The organism is Salinifilum ghardaiensis (assembly GCF_054491345.1).
In genome coordinates this window covers 903,292-925,416 of the sequence record NZ_CM137101.1, presented here as the reverse complement: position 1 = coordinate 925,416, position 22,125 = coordinate 903,292, and the positions used below count along the sequence as shown (strand labels likewise).

The following is a 22,125-nucleotide window of genomic DNA, read 5'->3' as shown; positions in this document are numbered from 1 at the left end:
AGCCCAATTAAGAAGGGAAGAACGAAGTGATCGACAAGCCGCTGGATTGGTTAGACGGTGCGTGTCACTGCGAGAATGTCCGGTTCCAAGTAGCTCTGACGAAGCGGTTGACGGTGACAGTCTGCAACTGTGGCATCTGCCACAAGTCCGGTCACCAAGAGCTGCTAGTTCCCGATTCGAGATTCGAGCTAGTAGCGGGTTCGGAGCACCTCAAGGAATACCGATTCGGTGATCGCATTGCGGACCATACTTTCTGCGTCGTCTGTGGCGTGATGCCGTTCTACCGGCCGAAGTCTCGTCCGGTCGGGTACCGGAGCGTCAATGCTCGATGCATCAGTCTGGACTTTGCCGACTACATAGAGTGGGTTGAATTCGACGGCGAAAACTGGCAAACCAGCATGGATGCTGGAACGTACCAAGTCACCGAATAGTGCGGAATTCTTGGGGTGTCATGACTCGTGAAGCGGAAGTACACGTGGGCAAACCTCGGATGAGCACGGTGGCGCTGCTCGTTCTCTGCCTGTGCGTGCTCGTCGTTAACATGGACATTACGATCATCAACGTCGCTATCGGCACGATGACAGAAGCTCTGCACGCAACCACGTCAGACATGCAGTGGGTGACGGCGATCTACACACTCGCGGGCGCTGCGGCGATCACGGTTACGGGGAGCCTGGCGGACAAGTTCGGCACGCGAAACGTCCTGGCAAGTGGGATCGCGCTATTCGGCGCGGCATCCGCTCTGGGAGCGTGGTCACCCTCAGTCGGCTGGGTCATCCTGGCCAGAACGATGATGGGGTTCGGAAGTGCGGCGATTCTGACCGCCAGTCTCGCGTGCATCACGAAGCTTGGGTCGGAAAGCGAGGCGAAACGGGCGCTCGGCTACTGGTCGGCCGCTGCGGCTCTGGGGCTCCCCCTCGGGCCGATTGTCGGCGGGATCCTGCTCGACCGGTACTGGTGGGGATCGATCTTCCTCGTCAACCTCATCGTTTGCGCTGTCGGTTTTGCAGTGGTGATGCTGGCATTGCCCAATGTCCGCGCAACCGCGGTGCGGGTCATCGACTGGATCAGCGTCGTCTTGCTGGCAAGCGGTGTGGCTCTGCTCATTTTCGGTCTGATCTACGTCGGGGTGCCCGGCAGCACGATGTATGCGATTATCGGGATCTGCGGCAGCTTGGTGCTTGGTGTTGCGTTCGGTGTTCGCCAGAAGACGAGCGGCGCACCGTTGGTCATGACGGAGAGGATCAAGAACTGGTCGTTCGCCGGATCAATCGTCACGCTGACGATCCTGTTCCTCGTCATGGCCGTGGTTCTGTTTACGGTGCCCATTTTCCTGCAGTTCGGTCGAGGCCTGAGTGTGCTGGGCACGGGCGTCAGGATCTTGCCGCTCGCGGCCTGCCTCGCGTTGGCAGCGAGCAGTGTGGGGCGCATCTCCAAATGGTTCAAGGCGGAGACGATCACTGCGTGTGGCTTGGGGTTCGTCCTGCTGGGAGTATGCGGCCTGGTCGTCTTTCGGGTGGATATGCCGCAGTATGGCTTGCTGGCCGCTTTGGCGGCTATCGGAGTGGGCGTCGGGTTGGCCCAACCGACGACGCTGAACGGCGCGATGCACGCTTTCCCGGAGGACGAGAGGGGGGGTGGCTGCTGGGGTCATCAATGCCGCTCGACTCTCCTTCAACGCGATCGGTGTCGCGTTGGTCGGTGTCCTCACCGCAGTCGGGATGTCGTGGAATCCCGCTGGGAGATCGGTAACCGTCGGCGACGGTGCTACCCAGAACTCCTGGGTGGAGCACGGAAGTCGTGCCTGTGGTTCAGTCGGCAACGTTGACCTGTGTTCGGCGTACACGGGTAGTTTGTCCCTGTTGTACGGGGTTTGCGGAGTCCTTTTGTTGCTGGCGCTCGGAACTCTGGCCATATCGATGCGTTCGGGACACTCCCAGACGGGATGAGGCAGTAAGAGCTGTGCCTGCCCCCTGTGGGTAAAGGGGGCAGGCATCTCAAGCGCTCTGGTGCATAACAGGGAAGAGACTCACCGCCGCAACGGCCGTTGTGACGCAGTGGTCAGTCGACTCGGTACCCCATGATCGCGCCGTGCGGTCGGACTCCGGGATCAACGCGGGTGTCGCGGACCGTAACGGCGAAACCGGCCTCCTCGATCGTGCGGCTGAGGCGGTCGATCGGCCAGAAGTACGCGGTGGTGATTGCATGGTCGAAGGGTTCGATCTCTGGCCCTTCGAAGAAACCGACGAGGAGTCCGCCACCGGGTTTGATGGTCCGGGCAAACTCGGCAAACGCGCCGGTTATGCGGTCCGGCTGCATGTGGATCAGTGAGTACCAGGCGAGGATACCAGCCAGACTCGAATCGGCGACATCGAGTTGTTCAGCGATGCCTTCCCGAAACCGGATGTCCGGGAAGCGTTTCTGGGCATCGCCGACGAATTCCGGTGTCGGATCGACGCCCTCGATGTCTACCCCCCGTTCGCGCAGCCAGTTCGTCCAGTGTCCCGGCCCGCATCCTACGTCGAGGATCGGTCCCTCGGGTTGCTTACGCGCCCAGGTGCCGATCAGATCGCGATCAGGAGGTGCGGTCGCGTTGATATTGCCGAGGAGGCTGATGTAATCTTCAGCCCGCTGTCCGTAGGCCTGGCTCGTGCGTTCGTTGGTCACCCAGCGTATCTTCGCAGATACCATTGAATGGTCGTGATTCGGGTCGCGCAACGGAGAGTGCTACGACTTCGGATCCAGCCATCTGGCCGCGGCACTCAGACTATTCGGCTACGAGGCCCTAACACATTGATGATCTTGATGTGAGATGATCTTGGTGTGACTGCGCCATGGATCGTCTCGGACGCGTTGTGGGAGCGCATCGAGCCGTTGCTGCCGGTACGCCCGGCCGGTAAGACCGGTCCGAAGCCGTTGCCGGACCGGCAGGTGCTCCAAGGCATCTTGTTCGTGCTCATCACGGGCATTGGGTGGGAAGACCTTCCCCAGGAGCTGGGGTTCGGTTCGGGGATGACCTGCTGGCGCCGGTTACGGGACTGGCACGAGGCGGGCGTCTTCGCTGAACTCCACGAAGTGCTGCTCGCCGAGCTACACGCAGCCGGTCAGATCGACTGGTCACGAGCGATCGTGGATTCGTCCCATGTGCAGGCGAAAAAAGGGGGTCAGCGACCGGCCCCAGCCCGGTAGACCGCGGCAAGACCGGCTCCAAGCACCACCTCATCACCGAGGGCCGCGGGCTGCCGCTCGCGGCCATCCTCACCGGCGGCAACCGCAACGACATCACCCAACTCCTCCCACTGGTCGAAGCCATCCCGCCCGTGCGCGGCCGACCTGGCCGACCGCGACGCAAGCCCGACGTTCTGGTCGCTGACCGTGGCTACGACTATGATCATCACCGGATTCTGTTGCGACAGCGGGGAATCCGACCGCTGATCAGCCGCCGTGGTACCCGGGACAACAACCAACCCGTGCGCTGGGTGATCGAACAAACCCTCGCACTACTGCACCAGTTCCGACGCCTGGCCACCCGCTGGGAGCGCCGCACCGACATCCACAACGGCTTCCTCACCCTGGCCACCAGCCTCATCTGCTGGCGCCGACTCCCACAACCAATGCGTTAGGAGCTCTACGGGCGTAGTTGCACGCTCATGGTGGCCGTGCGCGCAACATACGTCTCCTAGTAGGGCTTTGTTAGGTGTTGATCTTCTGTGTGATGATCTTGGGGTGACTCCGGAGGAGATGCGGTCGGTGGCCCCGCGTGTGGAGGCGTTCGCGGCCCAGATGCTGGGCGGTCTGTCGCGGCGGGATCAGCGGGCCAAGGGCCAGTTGTATCTGCGTGGGCTGTTGTTGGATGGCAAGCGCAAGTCGATGCAGCCGATGGCGCAGCGGCTTGAGGTGGATCATCAGCAGTTGCAGCAGTTCGTGTCCTCGTCGACGTGGGATTACGCCGGGGTGCGCCAGCGTCTGGCGGGCTGGGCCCAACGGTTTCTGCAACCGCGGGCGTGGGTGTTGGATGACACCGGCTTTCCCAAGGACGGTCTCGATTCGCCCGGGGTGGCGCGGATGTACTGCGGGGCGCTGGGCAAGACCGGTAACTGCCAGGTCGGGGTCAGCCTGCACGCGGCCACCGACTGGGCCTCGGCCGCGCTGGATTGGCGCCTGTTCCTGCCCGTCAGTTGGGACGATCACACCACCGAGGATGCCGAGGCCGCAGAGCGCATCCAGCGTCGCCGGGCTCGTGCCAAGATCGACGACGAGGTGCGGTATCGGGAGAAGTGGCGCTTGGCGCTGGACATGCTCGACGAGGCGATCAGTGACTGGGGCCTGTCGGCACGGCCGGTGGTGGCCGACGCCGGCTACGGCGGTATCACCGAGTTCCGCCGCGAGCTCGCTGCACGCGGCCTGAGCTACGTCGTGGCGGTCAAGGCCAGCACCAGTGTTCAGCCCGGCGACGCCGAGATCACCACACCACCCTGGCCCGGCACCGGGCGCCCGCCGAAACCCGGCTATCCGCACCAGCCCACTGACCTCCGCACGCTGGCGCTATCCGCCGGGAGGACAGCACTGCGGCAGGTGACCTGGCGCCACGGCACGAAGAAAACCGCCAGCAACCGCACCGGCGCGATGCGCTCGCGCTTTGTGACCCTGCGGGTACGCCCGGCCAACCGCAACAACGCCCGAGACACCAACGGAAACCTGCCCGCCTGCTGGATGATCGCCGAATGGCCCCCAGGCGAGCCCGAACCCACCGACTACTGGCTGTCCAACCTGCCCACCGACACACCGGCGCGTGAGCTGGTGCAACTCGCCAAAATGCGCTGGCGCATCGAACACGACTACCGCGAACTCAAAGACGGCCTCGGCCTTGAGTCGCCCCGGTGTGTCCGGAGGCTTTGGTGTGCCCCGGGTTGCCCGGAGTTGCGTTGTTGGATTTCATGCCACTTGATCTTGAACGGAGAGTGGTATGGGACGACGTGGGTATCCGCCGGAGTTCCGGCGCAAGGTCCTGGACCTGGTCGAGGCCGGGAGGCCGGTCGCGGAGATCGCTCATGACCTGGGGATCAGCGATCAATCGATCTACACCTGGCGACGCCAAGACCGTATCGATCGCGGTCTCGAGCTGGGCCTGACCAGCGGTGAGAAGGCTGAACTCGCGCAAGCCAAGCGCAGGATTGCGGAGCTGGAGACCGAGCTGCGCGCGACCCAGCGGGCGATCGAGCTCACGCGAGAGGTGGTGTCCCCAAAAGGAAGTACGAGGCCGTCAAAGTGATGGCCGCCGAAAACATCCCCGTTGAGGTGTCCTGCCGGGTTCTCGACGTCTCCGTGTCGGGCTATGACGAGTGGCTTGTTCGAACACCGTCGGCCCGATCCGTGCGGCATGCCTGGCTGACTGACCTGATCACCGAGATACACCAGCACTCCCACGGCACCTACGGGTCTCGTCGTGTGCATGCCGAGCTGCGCCTGGGCCGTGGAATCCAGGTTGGGCACGGGGCGGTAGAAATGCTCATGCGACGGGCCGGACTGGCCGGTGTGTCCGGCCGGCGAGGATGGCGCCGGCCCAAGCCTGATCAGATCGCCACCGATTTGGTCGATCGCGAGTTCACCCGCGCTGGACCCGATCAGCTGTGGCTGACCGACATCACCGAGCATCGCACCCGCGAAGGCAAGGTGTACTGCGCGGTCGTGCTCGACGCTTATTCACGCCGTGTTGTGGGGTGGTCGATCGACTCCTCGCCTACCTCTGCACTGGTCACGAACGCGCTGGGCATGGACATCGACAACCGGCAGCCCACCGGCGGGGGCATCATTCATTCCGACCAGGGAGTTCAGTTCGCTTCCTGGGCTTTCACCCAGCGTGCCAAGGACTCCAGGCTCGTTCCCTCGATAGGCAGCATCGGGGACTACTACGACAACGCGATGATGGAGTCCTTCTGGTCACGCATGCAGGTCGAGCTGCTCGACCGGCAACGCTGGCGCACGCGTCTGGAGCTGGCCAACGCCATCTTCGAGTACCTCGAGATCTGGCACAACCGCCAGCGGCGCCACAGCCGACTCGACATGCACACGCCGGTCGAGTACGAACGCAGCAGGCTCACCGTGGCATGAAATCCAGAAACCCGGCTCCGCCAAACCCGAGGTACACCACTTCAGTCCTTGGGAAGGATGAGGTCTCATGTCAGGGAACACGTCGCGGAGGTACCCGCCGGAGCTGCGTGAACGTGCGGTTCGCATGTTCGGCGAGGTGCGGGGTCAGCACGAGTCGGAGTGGGCGGCGATGGCCGCGGTGGCCGAGCTGCTGGGAGTGGGCACGCCGGAGACGGTCCGTAAGTGGGTGCGCCAGGCTGAGATCGACGATGGTGCTCGGCCGGGTGTGAGCACCGAGGAGTCGACTGAGCTCAAGCGGCTGCGGCGCGAGAACGCCGAGCTCAAGCGCGCCAACGGGATCTTGAAGGCGGCCTCGGCTTTCTTTGCGGCCGAACTCGACCGGCCGTCTCGGTGATCGTGGCGTTCATCCGCGAGCATCAGGGTCATCGCGACGGTGATGGCCTGCGATGGGGTGCCCGTGTCGATCTGCGCCGTGCTGTCCGAGCACGGGTGTGCGATCGCCGGCTCGACCTACTATGACCACCTGACCCGTACGCCCTCGGCTCGGGATCGCCGTGACGAGGCGCTCAAAACCGAGATCACCCGAGTGCACGAGGCCCACTTCGGCGTCTACGGGGCCAGAAAGGTGTGGCTGCAACTCAACCGGGAGGGCATCACGGTGGCCCGTTGCACGGTGGAGCGGCTCATGCGCGAGCTCGGCCTACACGGTGTGGTGCGCGGGAAGGTCAAGCGCACCACGATCAGCGACCCCGCTGCCGAGCGGGCGGCTGACCTGGTGCAGCGCCGGTTCAACCCGCCCGCACCCAACGTGTTGTGGGTAGCCGACTTCACCTACGTCTCGACCTGGTCGGGGTGGGTCTACGTCGCGTTCGTCATCGACGCCTACGCTCGCCGCATCCTCGGTTGGCGCACGAGTACGAGCATGACCACAGATCGTGTGCTGGATGCGATCGAGCAGGCCATCTGGACCAGAAACCGGGACGGCCAGGCGGATTTGGCTGGCCTCGTGCAACACACCGACGCGGGCAGTCAGTACACATCGCTCACCTACACCGAGCGACTCGCCGCCGCCGGCATCGACGCGTCGATCGGCACCGTCGGTGACAGCTACGACAACGCGCTCGCCGAGACGATCAACGGCCTCTACAAGACCGAGGTGATCAAACCCCGCAAGCCGTGGCGCACTGTCGAGCAGGTCGAGCTCGCGACCGCCGAATGGGTCGACTGGTTCAATCACCGACGTCTCTACGAGTACTGCGGTGACATCCCACCAGCCGAGCTCGAAGCCACCCACTACGCTCACCACCGAGCCCAGCCCGCCGCTGAGCTCACACACCGATAAGTCTCCGGACACCCCGGGGCGGTTCAGGAGGAGAACTTGATCGACCTCGCAGCCGACGGCACCTTGCCGCAGACCAAGGTCAAAGCCAAGCTCCGCGACATCGAACGCCAGAGACGGCACCTCAACCAGCGCCTCGACACCGCCTCCGCCGACCTCACCGATGCCGCCCGCTTGATCGACGTGAGCCTGAAGCTGCTCGAACGCCCCGAACAGTTGTACCGGCGGTGCAACGACGAGCAGCGGCGCCTGCTCAACCAGGCGGTCTTCCACAACATCTACATCGAGGACGAGGAAGTCACCGACCACGATCTCCAGCAACCGTTCAGTCAGCTCCATGCCATCCAGCAGACGCAACGATCAACGCGAGACACACAGCACAGCATGCCCACCGTTCCGGTGCCCCGAGACAGCAAAAGAGCCACCCGCCAAGCGGGTGGCCCGTCCTCGCCTTCCGGCGTCGCGGTACTACTCCAGGGCCTTCAATCAGGCACGTGTTCTAGTAGTACCTCTAAGGTGGAGCTGAGGGGATTCGAACCCCTGACCCTCTGACTGCCAGTCAGATGCGCTACCACTGCGCCACAGCCCCGTGTTCTCCTGTTGGCAACCTCGGGATTTCCCGGGCTTTCCGCCCCGGCCCCTCCGTTGCCTGCGGTGAACACTCTACACGACCTTCACGGCCCACTTCACGGGGGGCCGCGCAGCGCGTCTCCCCTGGAAACGGCCCTGAAACGGTGTTCATTCCCCGAAAGTCCGAACACCACGCCGATCCGCCCCGCAGACCGCTCACCCGGACCTACCGCGCGGCGCCGCGAGCTGCTACACCATGAAGCGTGTCCGTGACTCAACGCGTTCCTCCCCAGCTGGTCGCGCCCGAGGTGGAGGGGGCGGACCCGGAAAGACGGCGAGCCAACCAGCAACGCCGCCTGCGCCGGCTCATCGACCGGCTGCTGCACGCGGACGGCGTGCAGGGCCGGCGGCTGCGGGAGGCGGGCGTGTCCGCGGGGGCGGACGTGACGCTCGACGACCTGCCCCGGCTGCCCTTCACCACCAAGCAGGACTTCGCCGACCACTACCCGTTCGGGCTCCGCACGGCGGAGGAGGACGAGATCGTGTGCGTGCACGGTTCCTCCGGCACCACCGGTCGCCCCACGCTCGTGCCGTACACCACGCACGACATCGACGTGTGGGCCGAGGTCATGGCCCGCGCGCTCGGCGGAGCCGGGGCCACCCGCCGCAGCCTGGTGCACTGCGCCTACGGCTACGGCCTGTTCACCGGCGGTCTCGGGGTGCACCACGGCGTGGTGCGGCTCGGCGGCACCGTGCTGCCGGCCTCCAGCGGGGCGACCGACCGGCAGCTGCGGCTGCTGCTGGACCTCGCCCCGGACGTGCTGTGCTGCACCCCGTCGTACGCCATCTACCTCGGGGAGGCGTTCCGCTCGACCGGCATCACGCCCGACCAGCTCTCGCTGCGCTGCGGCGTGTTCGGCGCGGAGCTGTGGACCGAGGAGATGCGCGCGGAGATCGAGGAGCTGCTCGGGCTGCGGGCGCTGAACATCTACGGCCTCACCGAGGTCATCGGCCCGGGGGTGGCCTGCGAATCCCTCGACTCGGAGGGCATGCTCAACATCGCCGAGGACCACTTCTACCCCGAGGTGGTCGACGCCGCCGGCACTCCCCTGCCGGATGGCATGCCCGGCGAGCTCGTATTCACCACGCTCACCAAGACCGGCACCCCGCTGCTGCGCTACCGCACCGGGGACACCGCCTCGCTGCACCCCCCGGCACCGGACTCGCCGCGCACGCTGCGGCGCATGGGGCGCGTGCTCGGGCGCACCGACGACATGCTCATCATCCGCGGGGTCAACGTCTACCCCGTGGAGATCGAGCAGGTGCTGCTGGCCGACCCGCGCGTGGCCCCGCACTACCTGCTCGTGGAGGACCGGCGCGACCGCTCGCGGCCGGAGCTGCGCATCGGGGTCGAGGTGCACCACGCGGGGCAGGACACCGAGCACCTGGAGCAGGAGCTGGTCACCGCGCTGCGCGGCCGGCTCGGCTTCAGCTGCGTGGTGCGGGCCTTCCCGCCCCACCACATCCCCCGCACCGAAGCGGGCACGACGGTCAGGTTGGTGCGGTGGCACCACGGCCCTCCCCCGCTGCCGGGCCTGGAGTGACGCGGCCTACCGCCGACCTGCGCCGGGCGGCCACCGGCCTGCCGCCTGGTGGCACCGGCCTGCACCGGCTGCCGGCCCGCGGCGGGGGCTCCCGCTCCGACCTGCGACCGGGCCCTCCGGAACGCCGCTCCTGCGTCGGGGTGAACCGACGAGGGGAGCGGCACTTCCGCGATCCCCTTCCCGAGCCCGTGACCAGCGTTTTGCGCATTCCTCGCGAAACGTGCAAACCTCGTCCGGGTGAGGTCGTTGCCAGCGCGGCTCCCTACCCGGCCTGCTCCTTGGGCTTGGGCAGGCCGCGGGTGTTCGCCGCCTTGACGAACTCGGCGCGCGGGTGGTGCAGCTCGCCGAGCGCCACCACCTGCCGCCGCAGCGGCAGCTCCATCAGCCAGTCGCCGAGGATGCGGCCCTTCAACGACCACGTGGGCATCTTGGCCAGGTGGTAGACCCGGTGCAGCAGCCACGCGGGCAGCCCCTTGAGCTTCACGCCGTAGACCTCGGCCGCGCCCTGGTACAGCCCCAACCCGGCCACGGAGCCGGCGTGCTTGTGCTTGTACACCTGCATCGGCTCGTCGCGCAGCGCGGCCAGCAGGTTGTCCGCGAGCACGCGTGCCTCCCGCACGGCGTGCTGCGCCGAGGGCCCCAGCGTGGCGTCCGGATCCTTGCTGGTCAGGTCGGGCACGGCGGCGCAGTCGCCGGCGGCGAACACGTTGTCGGTGCCGCGCACCTGCAGCGTCGGCAGGCACTGCACGCGCCCCGCGCCGTCCCGCGGCAGGTCGCTGTCCTCGAGCATCGGGTGCGCCTTCACGCCCGCGGTCCACACGATCGTGTCGGTCTCGAACTCGTCGCCATCGGAGAGCTGGGCGTGGCCGTCGGTGAAGGACTTCGCCGTGGTCCCCAGCTTCACCTCGATGCCGCGCTCTTCGAGCCGGCGGCGGGTGTAGTCGCCCATGGCGCGGCTGACCTCGGGCATGATGCGGTCCATCGCCTCGATGAGCACCCAGCGCATGTCCCGCTGCCGCAGCTGCGGGTAGTACTCGATCGCGTGGCGGGCCATGCATTCCAGTTCGGCCATGGCCTCGATGCCCGCGTACCCGCCGCCGACGAAGGTGAAGGTCAGCAGTCGGCGCCGCAGCTTCTCGTCGGCGGTGCTCGCCGCGATGTCCAGCCGCGACAGCACGTGGTTGCGCAGGTAGATCGCCTCGCCGATGGTCTTGAAGCCCACGCCCTGCTCGGCCAGTCCGGGGATCGGCAGCGCGCGGGAGATCGAACCGGGCACGACGACGAGGTAGTCGTAGCCGATCTGCTCCTCCGTGCCGTCGGCCAGCGTCGCGCTGATGCGCCGGTGCTCCTGGTCGATGCCGCCGACCTGCGCGGTGAGCACCTCACACCGGGGCAGGGCCGCGCGCAGCGGGACGACGACGTGCCGCGGTTCGAGCGAGCCCGCCGCCGCCTCGGGCAGGAACGGCTGGTACGTCATGTGCGGCTGCGTGTCGACCACGGTCACGCGCGCCTCCTGCGGCCGGATCCTCTCCTGCAGCCGCAGGGCGAGGGTCAATCCGACGTGCCCACCGCCGATGACGACGATGCGCGGTTCAGACATGGTGCGCCTCCCTCGCGCCGGTACGGGTACGTCGCGGATCGACATCCCGGTCCGGGTGCCGCCGCAGGTACTCCTGCTCCAGCTCGAACGTGCGGGCGGTGTGCTCCCGCAGCGCGTCGTCGGAGCCGTGCAGGAACGTGTCGTTGCGCGTGTGGTGCAGGTGCCGCAGCTCGCGCAGCAGTTCGCCCTCGTCGAGTGCGTGACCGGGCACTCCGCTGTTCGTGGTCATGTCGTCCTCCAGCGCTGGCCGGCCTGGCTGGTGTGGCGACGCCGGGTCCGCGCGACCCCGGCGCTGCAGCAGGACTACCCGGAGATCGCGGTGCGGGAAACCCGTGATCTCGGCTTTTCGGTCGCGGCGCGCGGGCGGCGGTCAGCCCGCCTGCTTCTCGCGGGTCTCGGGAGCGCCCACCCACGCGGCGAAGGCCAGCACGGCGGCGAGACCGGTGGCGGCGAACGCCAGCTGGAACGACAGGGCCTCGGCGATCGCGCCGGCCACGAGCGGTCCGAGGATCGCCCCGAGGTCGGCCGACATCTGGAAGCCCGCCAGCACCGGCCCGCCCCTGCTCCTGTTCCCGACGACGTCGGCCACGGCGGCGTTCTGCGCCGGGTTGAGCAGACCGGCGCCGATGCCGGCGACCAGCGAGGCGAGCATGAACCACGCGATCGTGCCGCTGAGCCCCAGCGCCACGCTGCCCGCGGCGGACACGGCCAGCCCGAGCAGCACGAGGGGCTTGCGCCCGCAGGAGTCGGACAGCCGGCCGGACACGAGCAGCACCGCCGCGTTGCCCGCGGCGAACACGGAGAGCGCCACCCCGGACAGCGAGCGGTCGACGTGCAGCACTTCGACGACGAACAGCGGGATGAGCGACATGCGCACGCCGAAGACGGCCCAGCCGTTGCTGAAGTTGGACAGCAGCGCGGCGCGGTAGCTGCGGCGGCGCAGGGCGCTGCGCACGCTCATGGTGGTTTCCTCGCCGCCGGTGTCGGGGGCGGCGAGCTGGGAGCGGCGCAGCATCAGCCAGCCGATGAGGGTGGCCAGCGCCAGCGCGACCGCGTAGGAGACGAACGGGAGCCGCAGCGAGAACCCGACGAGCGCACCACCGACGATCGGACCGCTGATGTTGCCGAGCAGGAAGCTCGTCGCCCACATGCCGGAGGCGCGGCCGCGCAGGTGCGGCGGGGCCAGCCGCACGAGCAGGGCGACGCCGGAGACGGTGAACATCGTCGAGCCGATGCCGCCGAGACCGCGGAACAGCAGCAGCTGCCAGTACGCCCCGGCGACGGCGCAGGCCGCCGTGCTCAGGCCGACGATGCCGATGCCCCACAGGTAGACGGGGCGTTCGCCGAAGAGGCCCACGAGCCGGCCGCTGGCCGGGGCGAAGGCCAGTCGCATGAAGGCGAAACCGCTGATGACCACGGACGCGGCGGTGACGCCGACGTTGAAGCTGGTGGCGAAGGCGGGCAGGGCGGGGGCGATGATGCCGGTGCCGACGGCGATGATGAAGTTGCCGAGGACGAGGATCCAGATCTCCCGGGGCATCCGCTCCGCGGCGGGGTTCGCCGGCTCGGTCCCGGTGTCGTCGCCGGAGTGCGCCGGTGCACCTGCGGACCCGCCCACGCTGACCTCCTTCGCTCGGGAGCGGTTCAGGCAAGCACGCCGGCGGCCAACGCCCCAAGACGCGCGTGCCGATGTTCACAACACCGCCGCGCGCCGGCGGATTCCATCCGGTGCCGGATTCCCGCGCAGCGGCCGACCCGCGGACTCCCTACAGCAGTTCGTCGATGCCGCGGGCGTAGGTCGTCACCGGGTAGACGGCTTCGAAGCCGCACTTCTCGGCGAAGCGCTCGGCCGCCCCGCCCTCCTCGCTGTGCGCGGCGACGAGCAGGGCACCGCGATCGCGCAGCGCCTGCACCGCCTCCCGCGCCAGGGCCTGCCCGAACCCGCGGCGCCGGCGTCCCGGGCGCACGTGCAGCTGCTCGACGAGCCCCACCCCGCGGTGGACGAAGCCCTGGGCGAACCCCGCGACCCGCTGCTCGCCGGTGTCGGTGGTCTCGGCGATGACGCGCAGCACGCAGTTCCCGTCGTCCACCCGGTGGCCGAGGTTGCGCTGCAGGCGCTGCTCGGCGGTGGCCGACAGCCCCTCCTCGTCGGCGAGGAGTTCGACCACTCCGGGCAGGTCGTCACCGGTGCAGGCGCGGGTGTGCTCGGTACCTGCCTGCTCGACGCGGTGCAGCAGCGCCATGCCCTCCTCGACCGCCCGCCATCCCGTGTCGTCGGCGATGCCGTCGATCTCGGCGACCGTCGTCGGCGAGGCGTAGACGACGGCCTCGGCGCGCCCCGCCTCGGCGAAGACCTGCTCCAGCTCCAGCAGCGTGTTGCCGACCTCGGCGAGGGTGCCCCACAGCCCGCAGGCGTGGTTGGCCTGCGGCAGCGGGTTGTCCTGGTTGAGCACGACCGCCGCCGCCCCCACCCGGGTCCGCGCGCCGTAGCGCACCACGGCCGAGGCCATCCGGGTGTTCTCCACCAGGCCCGCCAGGTCGCGCGCTTGCCGCGGGCTCAGCAGCGCCTCGTCGTCCGGATCGTGCAATGGGTCCACCCGACCATTCTGAGGGCACGATCGGCGGCCGGTGCACTCGCCCGGTCGGGCCTTTCCGCGAGCACGGGGGGTGATCCACCGCACGTGTCCATCCACATCGGACGGTTTCACTCGGATGCCGCGCCGTTCCTGCGACGTCCGGGTGATCCACCCGGCGACCCCTCGAAAAAGCTCCGCACAGCAGTAAAGTCGGCACCGCGCGTGCCCGCGACGCTACAGGGAGGCGCCGTGTCCGGACGTTCCCGCGAACACCGGCGAGACAGGCACTCCACCGGACCGCCGCTGCCGAGCTGGCAACGCCCCGTCGCCGAGCGCTTCCGCCTGGCGCACGCCGAGGGCTGGTACGCGCTGCTGCACGCGCTCGCCCCGGACACCCCGCCCCACCGGCCGGACGCGGTGCTCGTCGGCCCGCGCGGCGTCCTCGTCGTCCTGCTGCGCGCCGAGCCCCCCGCGGCGGAGCACGCCCGCGGCGCGTTCCGGTGGACCGCGGAACTGCTCGCCAACGCGCGCACCGCCACCGGGCCGGTGGCCGACACCGCCCTGCGGACCACCGCCGTGCACCCCGGCGACCACCCGGTGCCCGCCCCCGCCGACTTCCAGCTGCTCGACGCCCGCGCCGCCGGTGACCTCCTCCACCGCGGCGACGTCGTGCTCACCCCGGACGACGCGCGTGCGCTCGCGCACCACCTCGCCGGCCACACCCTCGACCTCGAACCGCACGGCTGGACCGCGCGCACCCTCCCGCAGCAGCGCAACCGCACCGATCCCGCCGGCACCGCGGCACCGGCCGAACACCCCGGTGACGACGCGGGCCGGGACTGGCGGCTCTTCCCCGACGAGGAGCAGGCCGGCATCGTGCGGCGGCGCTACGCGGGACCGGCGCGGCTCGCCGGCCCGCCCGGCACCGGCAAGACGGTGCTCGCGCTGCACCGTCTTGCGCACTACGCGCGCCGCGTCGACGGCGCGCTGCTGTTCACCGCGCACACCTCCACCGCGTCGCGGGCGGCGCGGGACCGCTTCCGCCGCCTGGCACCGCAGGTGGAGCACCGCGTCGAGTTCGCCCACCTGCACGGCTGGGCCAAGCACCTCCTGCACGCGCGCGGCGAGCCCGCGGAGGTGGACGAGGACGCGGTGCGCCGGGCGCTGCAGGCCGCCTGGCGCGATCCCCGCACCGAACCGCTGCGGCGGTTCCGGCCGCGCCAGGCGTACTGGCGCGACGAGATCGACCGGGTCATCAAGGGCCGCGGGATCGCGGACGCCACCGCCTACCGCCACGTCCCCCGCACCGGCCCGGGCCGGCTCCCGGCCCGGCTGCACGACGCGGTCTGGCACTTCTACCAGGCCTACGAGCGGGAACTGGCCGCACGCGGTGCGCTCGACCACAACGACGTCCTCGCCCGCGCGCTCGCACAGCTGCAGCGGCACCCGCTGTCGCGCCCGTACGCGATGGCCGTGGTCGACGACGTGCAGGACCTGACCCCGCTGGGGCTGCGCCTGGTGCACGCGATCAGCGGCGACGGGCCGAACCAGCTGCTGCTCGTCGGCGACGGGCAGCAGCAGATCCACTCCGGCGGCTGGTGCCTGGCCGACGCGGGCGTTCCGCTGCGCGGCCGCCACGAGGTGCTGCGGTGGAACTACCGCAACCGCGAAGCCCTCGCCGCCGACGCCCGGAGGATCGACGCGGGCAACCGCTTCGACGACGTGCACACCGCGTCCGCAGCTCCGGCCGTCCCGCTCTCCGGGGGCGGGCAGGTCGTCGAGTGGTCCGGGGGCGCCGAGCACCAGCAGCAGGCGCTGCTCGACGGGCTGGCCGAACTCACCGCACGAGCGCACTCGGGCGCGCGGCCGGCGTGGGCGAACGCGGCGGTGCTCACGCGGACCAACGCGACCGCGCGCCGGTGGAAGGACGCGCTGCGCGCCGCGGGCTACCCCGTGGCCTGGGTGGACGAGTGGCGCGGCGACCGCGCGGCGCAGGTGTTCGTCGGCACGGTGCACCGGGCGGCGCACGCCGAGTTCCGCGCGGTGTTCCTCCCGGACGATCCGGAGGTCCCGCCGCCCGAGCACCCGGAGGAGCACGACCAGGAGCGGCGGCTCCGCCTCGTCGCCCGCAGCAGAGCGGCCGACTTCCTCTGGGCGGGGACGATCACCGACGCGGCGTCCGGCTGAGGGGCTCCGCGGAACGGCTGGTGCCGCGGGCCGGCTCGGGGTTCCGCGGGCTCCCAGCCGACCCCGGCCCGCTCGCCCGGACAGCGGACGTCGGGCAACCAGCCGGTGCGCTCACCGGCGCGGGCGCTGCGGCGAACGCGGCGGCCGGTTCTGCGTCCCGCGCTGCGCCGTGCCCGGGGAAGAAGTGCTCCGCGTCCGGTCCGAGCCGGGGCGCGCGCCCGCACCGCCGCGGGGGCGCTCCCGCGAGCCGCCGGGCGGGGGTGGCGTGCCCTCGCGCCGGGACGGGCGCTCCTCCGGGAACGGCCGGTTCGCCCAGGAGTCGAACAGCAGCAGCAGCGCGACCATGACGAGGGCCACGAAGCCGAGCACCCACGTGCCCAGCATGGCCAGCACGATCGCGATGATCACCCCGGGAACGGCCGCCAGCCAGCAGAACGGGTCGATGCGCCCGAACGTCTTGAGCGGCCTCACCCCGCCACGCGGCATCGACGAGCTCCTTCCCCTCCGTCGGGGGCCGGTGCCGGCCACCCCGACCCGCGATCCGCCAGCATGCCACACGCGCGCGCCGCCACCGCCAACGAGGGGCGCGTGCCCTGGAAAATCACCGAAAGCGGGCAGATTCCCGGGAGCACTGCCCGGGGGCGCTCGGCCTCGGCGGCCGCCGGAGCGGGGCTCACCCCTGCCGCGCGCCGGGCACGCGGTCCGCCACGAGCACCGAGGCGCGGTGCAGCACCCGTTCGAGCGGCCCGCGCCCGAGCCACCACCGCCACAGGCCGCACAGCAGCAGCGTCGCGGCGGTGAACGCGCCGAGCAGCAACCACGGCTGCCGCGCCGGCGATCCCGCGCCGGCCTCGCCCAGCACGGGGATGAGCACCAGCGCCTGCGCGGTGTAGGTGGTCAGCGCGAGCGCTCCGGTCGCGGCCAGCGGCGACAGCACCGCACCGCCGCGCGCGTCGCCGAGGAGCAGGCAGACGGCGAGCGCGACCAGGGCGCACCCGCCGGAGCCGAGGATCTCGAACGGGGTGCCGGAGTGCGGCCCGGCCAGCAGCAGGACCGCGGGACCGCCCGTGGTGGGCGCGGCGCCGAAGGAAGTCGTCGCCAGCAGCTCCAGCGGATCCTCGCCCAGCCGCTCGCCCAGCGGGCGCAGCACGGACAGCAGCGGTTCCAGGGCGCGGATCCCGCCGAAGACGTGCAGTCCGAGCCACGAGCCGCCGTAGCCGAGCGCGGCCAGGCACGCCCCGGTCGCGAGCACGCGCAGGCGCACGGCCCGCGCGCGCAGGTCGAGCCGCCCGAGCGCCATGCCGGCGAGGACGAACGGCATCCACGTCAGCACCGGGTAGGTCCCGGTGAGCAGCAGCCGCAGCGCGGCCTGCCCCGCGCCGGAGGGGGAGGTCAGGTCGGAGAAGGCGACGGCACCGCCGGCCGTGCTCTGCTCGATGCCGCTGCGCAGGGCGAACGAGACCACCGGGCCGAGCAGGGCCCAGACGGCGGCGGTGGCGGCGAGCGCCGCGGGCCGCACCCGCAGCAGCGGCAGCGCCAGCAGGAAGTACGCACCGTAGGACGACAGGATCACCATGATCGGCGCGCCGAGTTCGGTCAGCACCATGCCCAGCAGGAGCAGGAGCACCGCGCGCACGGTGATGCGCACCCGGTCCCGCCGCGGCCCCGCTGCGGCGCGCGGGGCGTGCCCACCGCTGAGCAGGGCCAGCGACACCCCGGCCAGGACGGCGAAGAGCACCGAGGCGTGGCCAGCGGACAGCGCGTCGAGGACCTCGGCGGCCCCGCCCGCGTCCGGGGTGAACCGGCTCGGGCCGACGTGCGCGACGAACATGCCGAGCACGGCCAGTCCGCGGGCGATGTCCACGCCGATCACGCGTGCCCGGGCGGGCCTCGCCCGGTCCTGGCTCGCCCGGTCCTGGCTCGCTGGGCCCTGGCTCGCTGGGTCCTGGCTCGCTGGTGGTTCCGCGGGGGTGCGCGCGGCTCCGGGTGCCGCGCCGGGGGGATTCGCATCGGTCACGTGATCAGCCTGCACCGCGCGTGCCTGCTCGCGCGTCGGGCGCGGGTCGCGGCTCGGCCTGCCACCGCGGGCTGAGGGTCCTCGACCCGCGGGGTGATCGCACCTGCCTCACTCGGCCGAGCCCACCGCGGTGCCCCTGGTGGCCGCGGCGTCCTCAGCGGCCGCGGCGCTGCGGGCCTCGGCGGCATCGCGTTCGGCGAACCCGCCGAACTTCCAGACCGCCGCGGCGACCAGCCAGGTGACGAGGAACAGGCCGACGATGACGTACCCCGCGTTCTCCAGCTCGATCCCGCCGATCCAGGCCAGCGGACCCGTCTCGATGCCGAAGCGCTCGACGAGCAGCTCGGCCAGGACGACGCCCCCGATCCCGAAGGCGACCACGACCGAGAGCACCGTCACCGTGAGGTTGTAGAAGATCTTGCGCACGGGGCGCAGGAAGGCCCACCCGTAGGCCCACGTCATGAGCACGCCGTCGGCGGTGTCGAAGATCGACATGCCCGCGGCGAACAGCACGGGAAGCACGAGGATCGCGTACCAGGGCAGGGTCAGCGCCGCCGAGCTGGAGGCCAGCGCGAGCAGGGCGATCTGGGTGGCGGTGTCGAAGCCGAGCCCCATGAGCAGCCCCACCGGGTACATGTGCCACGGCTTGCTGACGTGCCGCATCACGCGGCTGAGCAGGCGGGCGAGGAACCCCCGGCTGTGCAGGTGCCGCTCCAGCTCGACCTCGTCCAGCCCCGCGGAGCGCATGCGCCGGAGCACGCGCAGCACGCCGCCGAGCGCGAACAGGTTCATCAACCCGATGAGCAGGAGGAACACGCCGGCCACGAGCGTGCCGACGAGCCCGAGGGTGGACTGCAGCTGCGAGTTCTCGTTCTGCACCGGGGAGATGAGCGCGCCGATCCCGGCGGCCAGCAGCAGCGCCAGGCCGAAGACCACGCTGGAGTGGCCGAGGGAGAACCAGAAGCCGGTGCCGGCGGCGGGCTTGCCCTCGCCGACGAGCTTGCGCGTGGTGTTGTCGATGGCGGCGATGTGGTCGGCGTCGAACGCGTGCCGCACGCCGAGCAGGAACGCGGTCACGCCGACGCCGAAGGCGCCCGCACCGCCCATGACGTTCTGCGGGGCGACGACGAGGCCGAACACGCCCCAGCCCACCACGTTGAGCAGCACCACGAAGGCGCCCATGCCCGCCAGGGAGCGCAGCACGCGAGGGGTCCACTGCGGCGCGGCACTCGCCGCACCGGTCGTCCGGGTCGCTGACGCGTTCATGGCGCGCCATTATTGTGCAACTGATCGCTGTTGCAAACAGTGTGCGACAGTGCCGACACAACCTTGACGCGACCGCCGCCGACTCACCCTCCCGGGCGCGGAACTCACCCGGGAGGCGGTTCCTCCGCACCCGACCGCCCCGCACGTGGTGAGTCCCCACGAGAAACGTTCACCACGCCCCGGAAGTGGCAGGCGGGAGGAGGGAAGGCTCCCCGCTCAGGCCACCTCGAAACCGTGGTAGTTCGCGACCGCCACTCCGTCGGCGATCAGCTTGTACGTGCCGACCCCGCCGACGAACGGCATGAAGACGCGCTGCTTGCCCGGGACGTTGGCGCCCACGTACCACGACGCCGCCCGCGGCATCACCGTCAGCGCCGCGACGTCGTTCGTCGTGTTCACCCAGTTGTCCTCCGCGTCGAGCTCCGGCTCGATGCGGCGCGCGCCCCGCTCGCGCAGATGCGCCAGCGCACCGCTGATCCAGTCCACGTGGTACTCGATGGACGTCATCATGTTCGACAGCACCGACGGGCTCTGCGGCCCGGTGATCATGAACAGGTTGGGGAACCCCGCCGACATCAACCCCAGGTACGTGCGCGGACCCGCCGCCCACTTCTCCCGCAGCGTCCGCTCGCCGTTGCGGATCTCCACGGCGTCCAGCGCACCGGTCATCGCGTCGAACCCCGTGGCGAGGACGATCACGTCGAACCCGTGCTCGCGCTCCCCGGCGAGGACCCCGCGCTCGGTGACGCGGTGGATCGGCTCCTCGTTGACGTCGACGAGCGAGACGTTGTCCTGGTTGTACACCTCGAAGTACCCCGTGTCGACGCACATCCGCTTCGCACCGAGCGGATACGACCGCGGCGAGAGCTTCTCGGCGAGCTCCGGGTCGTCGACCTTGCTGCGGATCCGGGAGCGGACGTACTCGGCCGCCGCCTCGTTGGCCTCCGCGTCGGAGAGGATGTCCGGGAAGGCCTGCATGAAGCACAGGCCGCCGTCGGCCCAGCGCCGGTCGAGCTCGCGGGCGACCTCCCCGGCGCCGGTCTCGGTGAGGGCCCGGGTGCCCGCACCGCACTGGAACCCGGCCGTGGTCGTCCGGCTGACCTCGCGGAACTCGCGGTAGCGCGTGCGGACCTCGGCCAGCCGCTCCCCGATCGGCCCGTTGTGGGCGGGCACGGCATAGGGCGGGGTGCGCTGGAAGACCGTCAGCTGCCCGACGACCGGGGCGATCGCGGTGATCGTCTGCAGCCCGGACGAACCGGTGCCGATGACGGCGACCCGCTTGCCCGCCAGGTCGACCTCCTCGTGCGGCCAGTGCGACGTCCAGTGCACCTCGCCGGTGAAACCGTCCAACCCGTCGAACTGCGGCCGCGAGGGCACCGACAGGCACCCCGTCGCCGCGATCACGAAGCGCGCGGTGGCCCGCGCGCCGTCGCCGGTGGTCACCGTCCACTCGCACGCGGACTCGTCCCAGTCCAGCATCTCCACGCGCGTGTTGAAGGTGATGCCGGTGCGCAGGTCGTGACGCTGCGCGACGTGCCGGGCGTACGCGAGGATCTCCGGCTGCGCCGCGTAGCGCTCGCTCCAGTCCCACTCCTGCTCGAGCTCCGGGTCGAAGGTGTAGGAGTACTCGATCGTCTCGATGTCGCAGCGCGCGCCCGGGTACCGGTTCCAGTACCACGTCCCGCCGACATCGCCGGCCTCGTCGAAGACCCGCGCGTCGAAGCCCAGCAGGCGCAGCCGGTGCAGCTGGTACAGGCCGGAGAACCCGGCCCCGATGATGATCACGTCGTGGTCGGACATCGGTCAGCCCGCCCTCCCCTCCCGGCGACGAACGCGTCGATGTGCTCGGCGACGAGCCGCATGCCCTCCTCGTGCCCGGGCAGGAGGCCGGCCATCTGGAAGTAGCCGTGCATCTGCCCCGCGGCTTCGTGGAGCACCACCGGCACCCCGGCGGCCTCCAGGGCCCGCGCGTAGGCGACGCCCTCGTCGCGCAGCGGGTCGCACTCGGCGACGGAGACCAGCGCGGGCGGCAGCCCGGCGTGCGTCGCGGCGCGCAGCGGGGAGGCGTCGGGATGCGTGCGCGCCCGCTCGTCCGGCAGGTAGTGGCCCCAGAACCAGCGCATCGTCTCCCGGTCGAGCAGCAACTGGTTCTCCGGCGCCAGGTAGGAGCCCCGGTCGAGGTCGCAGTCCGTCACCGGGTAGATCAGCACCTGGTGGTCGATCCGCGGCCCCGCCGCGTCGCGCGCCCGCAGCGTCATCACCGCGCCGATGTTGCCGCCGGCGCTGTCGCCGGCGACGATCAGCGGGACTCCCTCCGGCGCGAGCTCCGCGGCGTGCTCGGCCGCCCAGGTCAACCCGGCCCAGCTGTCCTCGACCGCCGTCGGGAAGGGGTGCTCGGGGGCCTTGCGGTAGTTGACGAGGACCACGGTGGAGCGCGTGGTGTTCGCCAGCCGACGCCCCACGTGGTCGTGCTGCAGGTCGATGTCGCCGAGGACCCAGCCACCGCCGTGGAAGTACACGACGATCGCCCGCGGGGTGCCCGCAGGGGTGAGCACCCGGGTGCGGAACCGCCCCTCCGCGCCGTCCAGCTTGAGGTCGCGCACCGCCGCGACCTCCGGTCCGGGACCGCTCATGCCCGCGAAGATCGGGCCGCTCATCCGGGCGATCGCGGGAGTCGACTCGTGGATCGGCGGCGTGCCGGACTCCGCGAGCCGGGCCAAGAACGCCTCGGAGGTCGGTTCCAACGGCATCGCACGTGCTCCCTCGACGTCGCCGACGACGGACCGCCGCGTTCGCCAGCCGCCGTCGCCCTCCCGGGGGCTCGTCCACGCCACCGGTGCGCAGCCCCAGGCGGC

General features: G+C 70.2%; 17 protein-coding genes, 1 tRNA gene and 2 pseudogenes. 9 read left to right on the top strand and 11 right to left on the bottom strand.

Features of this window, described 5'->3' with window-relative positions; translation table 11 throughout:
• Window positions 1-26 precede the first annotated feature (26 nt).
• Window positions 27-431 carry a GFA family protein gene (locus ACVGV0_RS04155; RefSeq protein ID WP_459158526.1) on the top strand — a complete coding sequence of 135 codons (405 nt, stop codon included), beginning with the start codon at window positions 27-29 and terminating at the stop codon, window positions 429-431.
• A 68-nt stretch (window positions 432-499) separates the two neighbouring features.
• On the top strand, window positions 500-1,828 hold the full coding sequence (locus ACVGV0_RS04150; RefSeq protein WP_459158525.1) for an MFS transporter: 1,329 nt from the start codon (window positions 500-502) through the stop codon (window positions 1,826-1,828).
• A gap of 233 nt (window positions 1,829-2,061) precedes the next feature.
• Here the strand turns inward: ACVGV0_RS04150 and ACVGV0_RS04145 are convergent, their stop codons facing one another.
• Window positions 2,062-2,667, bottom strand: a complete 606-nt coding sequence (locus ACVGV0_RS04145; RefSeq protein ID WP_459158524.1) for a class I SAM-dependent methyltransferase — start codon at window positions 2,665-2,667, stop codon at window positions 2,062-2,064.
• 156 nt (window positions 2,668-2,823) lie between these two features.
• Here ACVGV0_RS04145 and ACVGV0_RS04140 point away from each other — a divergent pair.
• From ACVGV0_RS04140 to ACVGV0_RS04120, 5 genes and pseudogenes are all read left to right on the top strand, one after another.
• Window positions 2,824-3,623 (top strand): IS5 family transposase gene (locus tag ACVGV0_RS04140; RefSeq protein WP_459156287.1). Its coding sequence is split into 2 segments (ribosomal slippage): window positions 2,824-3,169 and window positions 3,169-3,623, totalling 801 coding nucleotides; the frame shifts between segments, so codons are not numbered across the junction.
• 118 nt (window positions 3,624-3,741) lie between these two features.
• Window positions 3,742-5,055 (top strand): IS701 family transposase, encoded by a 1,314-nt coding sequence (locus tag ACVGV0_RS04135; protein WP_459159919.1) that lies wholly within the window; start codon window positions 3,742-3,744, stop codon window positions 5,053-5,055.
• Window positions 4,967-6,111, top strand: a pseudogene (locus ACVGV0_RS04130) (IS3 family transposase). Before ACVGV0_RS04135 ends, ACVGV0_RS04130 begins: the two are co-directional and overlap by 89 nt.
• A 67-nt stretch (window positions 6,112-6,178) precedes the next feature.
• A pseudogene (locus ACVGV0_RS04125) lies at window positions 6,179-7,453 on the top strand (IS3 family transposase).
• Between the two features lie 36 nt (window positions 7,454-7,489).
• Window positions 7,490-8,002: a hypothetical protein gene (locus tag ACVGV0_RS04120; RefSeq protein WP_459158523.1), complete on the top strand. Its 513-nt coding sequence runs from the start codon at window positions 7,490-7,492 to the stop codon at window positions 8,000-8,002.
• Here the strand turns inward: ACVGV0_RS04120 and ACVGV0_RS04115 are convergent.
• A tRNA-Ala gene (locus ACVGV0_RS04115) sits at window positions 7,968-8,039 on the bottom strand. The two genes, ACVGV0_RS04120 and ACVGV0_RS04115, sit on opposite strands and share 35 nt — an antisense overlap.
• A 244-nt stretch (window positions 8,040-8,283) precedes the next feature.
• On the opposite strand from ACVGV0_RS04115, the gene ACVGV0_RS04110 reads away from it, so the two are divergent.
• Window positions 8,284-9,624, top strand: coding sequence for a phenylacetate--CoA ligase family protein (locus tag ACVGV0_RS04110; protein WP_459158522.1), 1,341 nt, complete (start codon window positions 8,284-8,286; stop codon window positions 9,622-9,624).
• A 262-nt stretch (window positions 9,625-9,886) separates the two neighbouring features.
• Here the strand turns inward: ACVGV0_RS04110 and ACVGV0_RS04105 are convergent, their stop codons facing one another.
• The 4 genes from ACVGV0_RS04105 to ACVGV0_RS04090 all read right to left on the bottom strand — a co-directional run bounded on the left by ACVGV0_RS04105 (window position 9,887) and on the right by ACVGV0_RS04090 (window position 13,821).
• Window positions 9,887-11,224 (bottom strand): NAD(P)/FAD-dependent oxidoreductase, encoded by a 1,338-nt coding sequence (locus ACVGV0_RS04105; RefSeq protein ID WP_459158521.1) that lies wholly within the window; start codon window positions 11,222-11,224, stop codon window positions 9,887-9,889.
• Window positions 11,217-11,453: a DUF6158 family protein gene (locus ACVGV0_RS04100; RefSeq protein ID WP_459158520.1), complete on the bottom strand. Its 237-nt coding sequence runs from the start codon at window positions 11,451-11,453 to the stop codon at window positions 11,217-11,219. Before ACVGV0_RS04100 ends, ACVGV0_RS04105 begins: the two co-directional genes overlap by 8 nt.
• Window positions 11,454-11,594: 141 nt before the next feature.
• Window positions 11,595-12,842, bottom strand: a complete 1,248-nt coding sequence (locus ACVGV0_RS04095; RefSeq protein WP_459158519.1) for an MFS transporter — start codon at window positions 12,840-12,842, stop codon at window positions 11,595-11,597.
• 148 nt (window positions 12,843-12,990) lie between these two features.
• Window positions 12,991-13,821 carry a GNAT family N-acetyltransferase gene (locus ACVGV0_RS04090; protein WP_459158518.1) on the bottom strand — a complete coding sequence of 277 codons (831 nt, stop codon included), beginning with the start codon at window positions 13,819-13,821 and terminating at the stop codon, window positions 12,991-12,993.
• A gap of 228 nt (window positions 13,822-14,049) precedes the next feature.
• On the opposite strand from ACVGV0_RS04090, the gene ACVGV0_RS04085 reads away from it, so the two are divergent.
• Entirely contained in the window at window positions 14,050-15,987 is a 1,938-nt protein-coding gene (locus ACVGV0_RS04085; RefSeq protein ID WP_459158517.1) for a UvrD-helicase domain-containing protein, read from the top strand.
• Window positions 15,988-16,098: 111 nt separating this feature from the next.
• On the opposite strand, the gene ACVGV0_RS04080 is transcribed toward ACVGV0_RS04085, so the two are convergent.
• From ACVGV0_RS04080 to ACVGV0_RS04060, 5 genes are all read right to left on the bottom strand, one after another.
• On the bottom strand, window positions 16,099-16,473 hold the full coding sequence (locus tag ACVGV0_RS04080; protein WP_459158516.1) for a hypothetical protein: 375 nt from the start codon (window positions 16,471-16,473) through the stop codon (window positions 16,099-16,101).
• A gap of 187 nt (window positions 16,474-16,660) precedes the next feature.
• Window positions 16,661-17,851, bottom strand: a complete 1,191-nt coding sequence (locus ACVGV0_RS04075; RefSeq protein WP_459158515.1) for a DUF418 domain-containing protein — start codon at window positions 17,849-17,851, stop codon at window positions 16,661-16,663.
• Window positions 17,852-18,112: 261 nt separating this feature from the next.
• A complete protein-coding gene (nicT, locus tag ACVGV0_RS04070; protein WP_459158514.1) occupies window positions 18,113-19,270 on the bottom strand; it encodes a Nickel transporter NicT in 1,158 nt (385 codons plus the stop codon).
• A 216-nt stretch (window positions 19,271-19,486) separates the two neighbouring features.
• Window positions 19,487-21,070: a flavin-containing monooxygenase gene (locus ACVGV0_RS04065; RefSeq protein ID WP_459158513.1), complete on the bottom strand. Its 1,584-nt coding sequence runs from the start codon at window positions 21,068-21,070 to the stop codon at window positions 19,487-19,489.
• A complete protein-coding gene (locus ACVGV0_RS04060) occupies window positions 21,052-22,020 on the bottom strand; it encodes an alpha/beta hydrolase (RefSeq protein WP_459158512.1) in 969 nt (322 codons plus the stop codon). Before ACVGV0_RS04060 ends, ACVGV0_RS04065 begins: the two co-directional genes overlap by 19 nt.
• Window positions 22,021-22,125: the final 105 nt, after the last annotated feature.

Bases quoted from the DNA above. Each gene is read 5' to 3' on its own strand.
- ACVGV0_RS04065 (WP_459158513.1), bottom strand. From the start codon at position 21,070: ATGTCCGACCACGACGTGATCATCATCGGGGCCGGGTTCTCCGGCCTG.
- ACVGV0_RS04080 (WP_459158516.1), bottom strand. From the start codon at position 16,473: ATGCCGCGTGGCGGGGTGAGGCCGCTCAAGACGTTCGGGCGCATCGAC.
- nicT (WP_459158514.1), bottom strand. From the start codon at position 19,270: ATGAACGCGTCAGCGACCCGGACGACCGGTGCGGCGAGTGCCGCGCCG.
- ACVGV0_RS04060 (WP_459158512.1), bottom strand. From the start codon at position 22,020: ATGCCGTTGGAACCGACCTCCGAGGCGTTCTTGGCCCGGCTCGCGGAG.
- ACVGV0_RS04100 (WP_459158520.1), bottom strand. From the start codon at position 11,453: ATGACCACGAACAGCGGAGTGCCCGGTCACGCACTCGACGAGGGCGAA.
- ACVGV0_RS04135 (WP_459159919.1), top strand. From the start codon at position 3,742: ATGCGGTCGGTGGCCCCGCGTGTGGAGGCGTTCGCGGCCCAGATGCTG.
- ACVGV0_RS04105 (WP_459158521.1), bottom strand. From the start codon at position 11,224: ATGTCTGAACCGCGCATCGTCGTCATCGGCGGTGGGCACGTCGGATTG.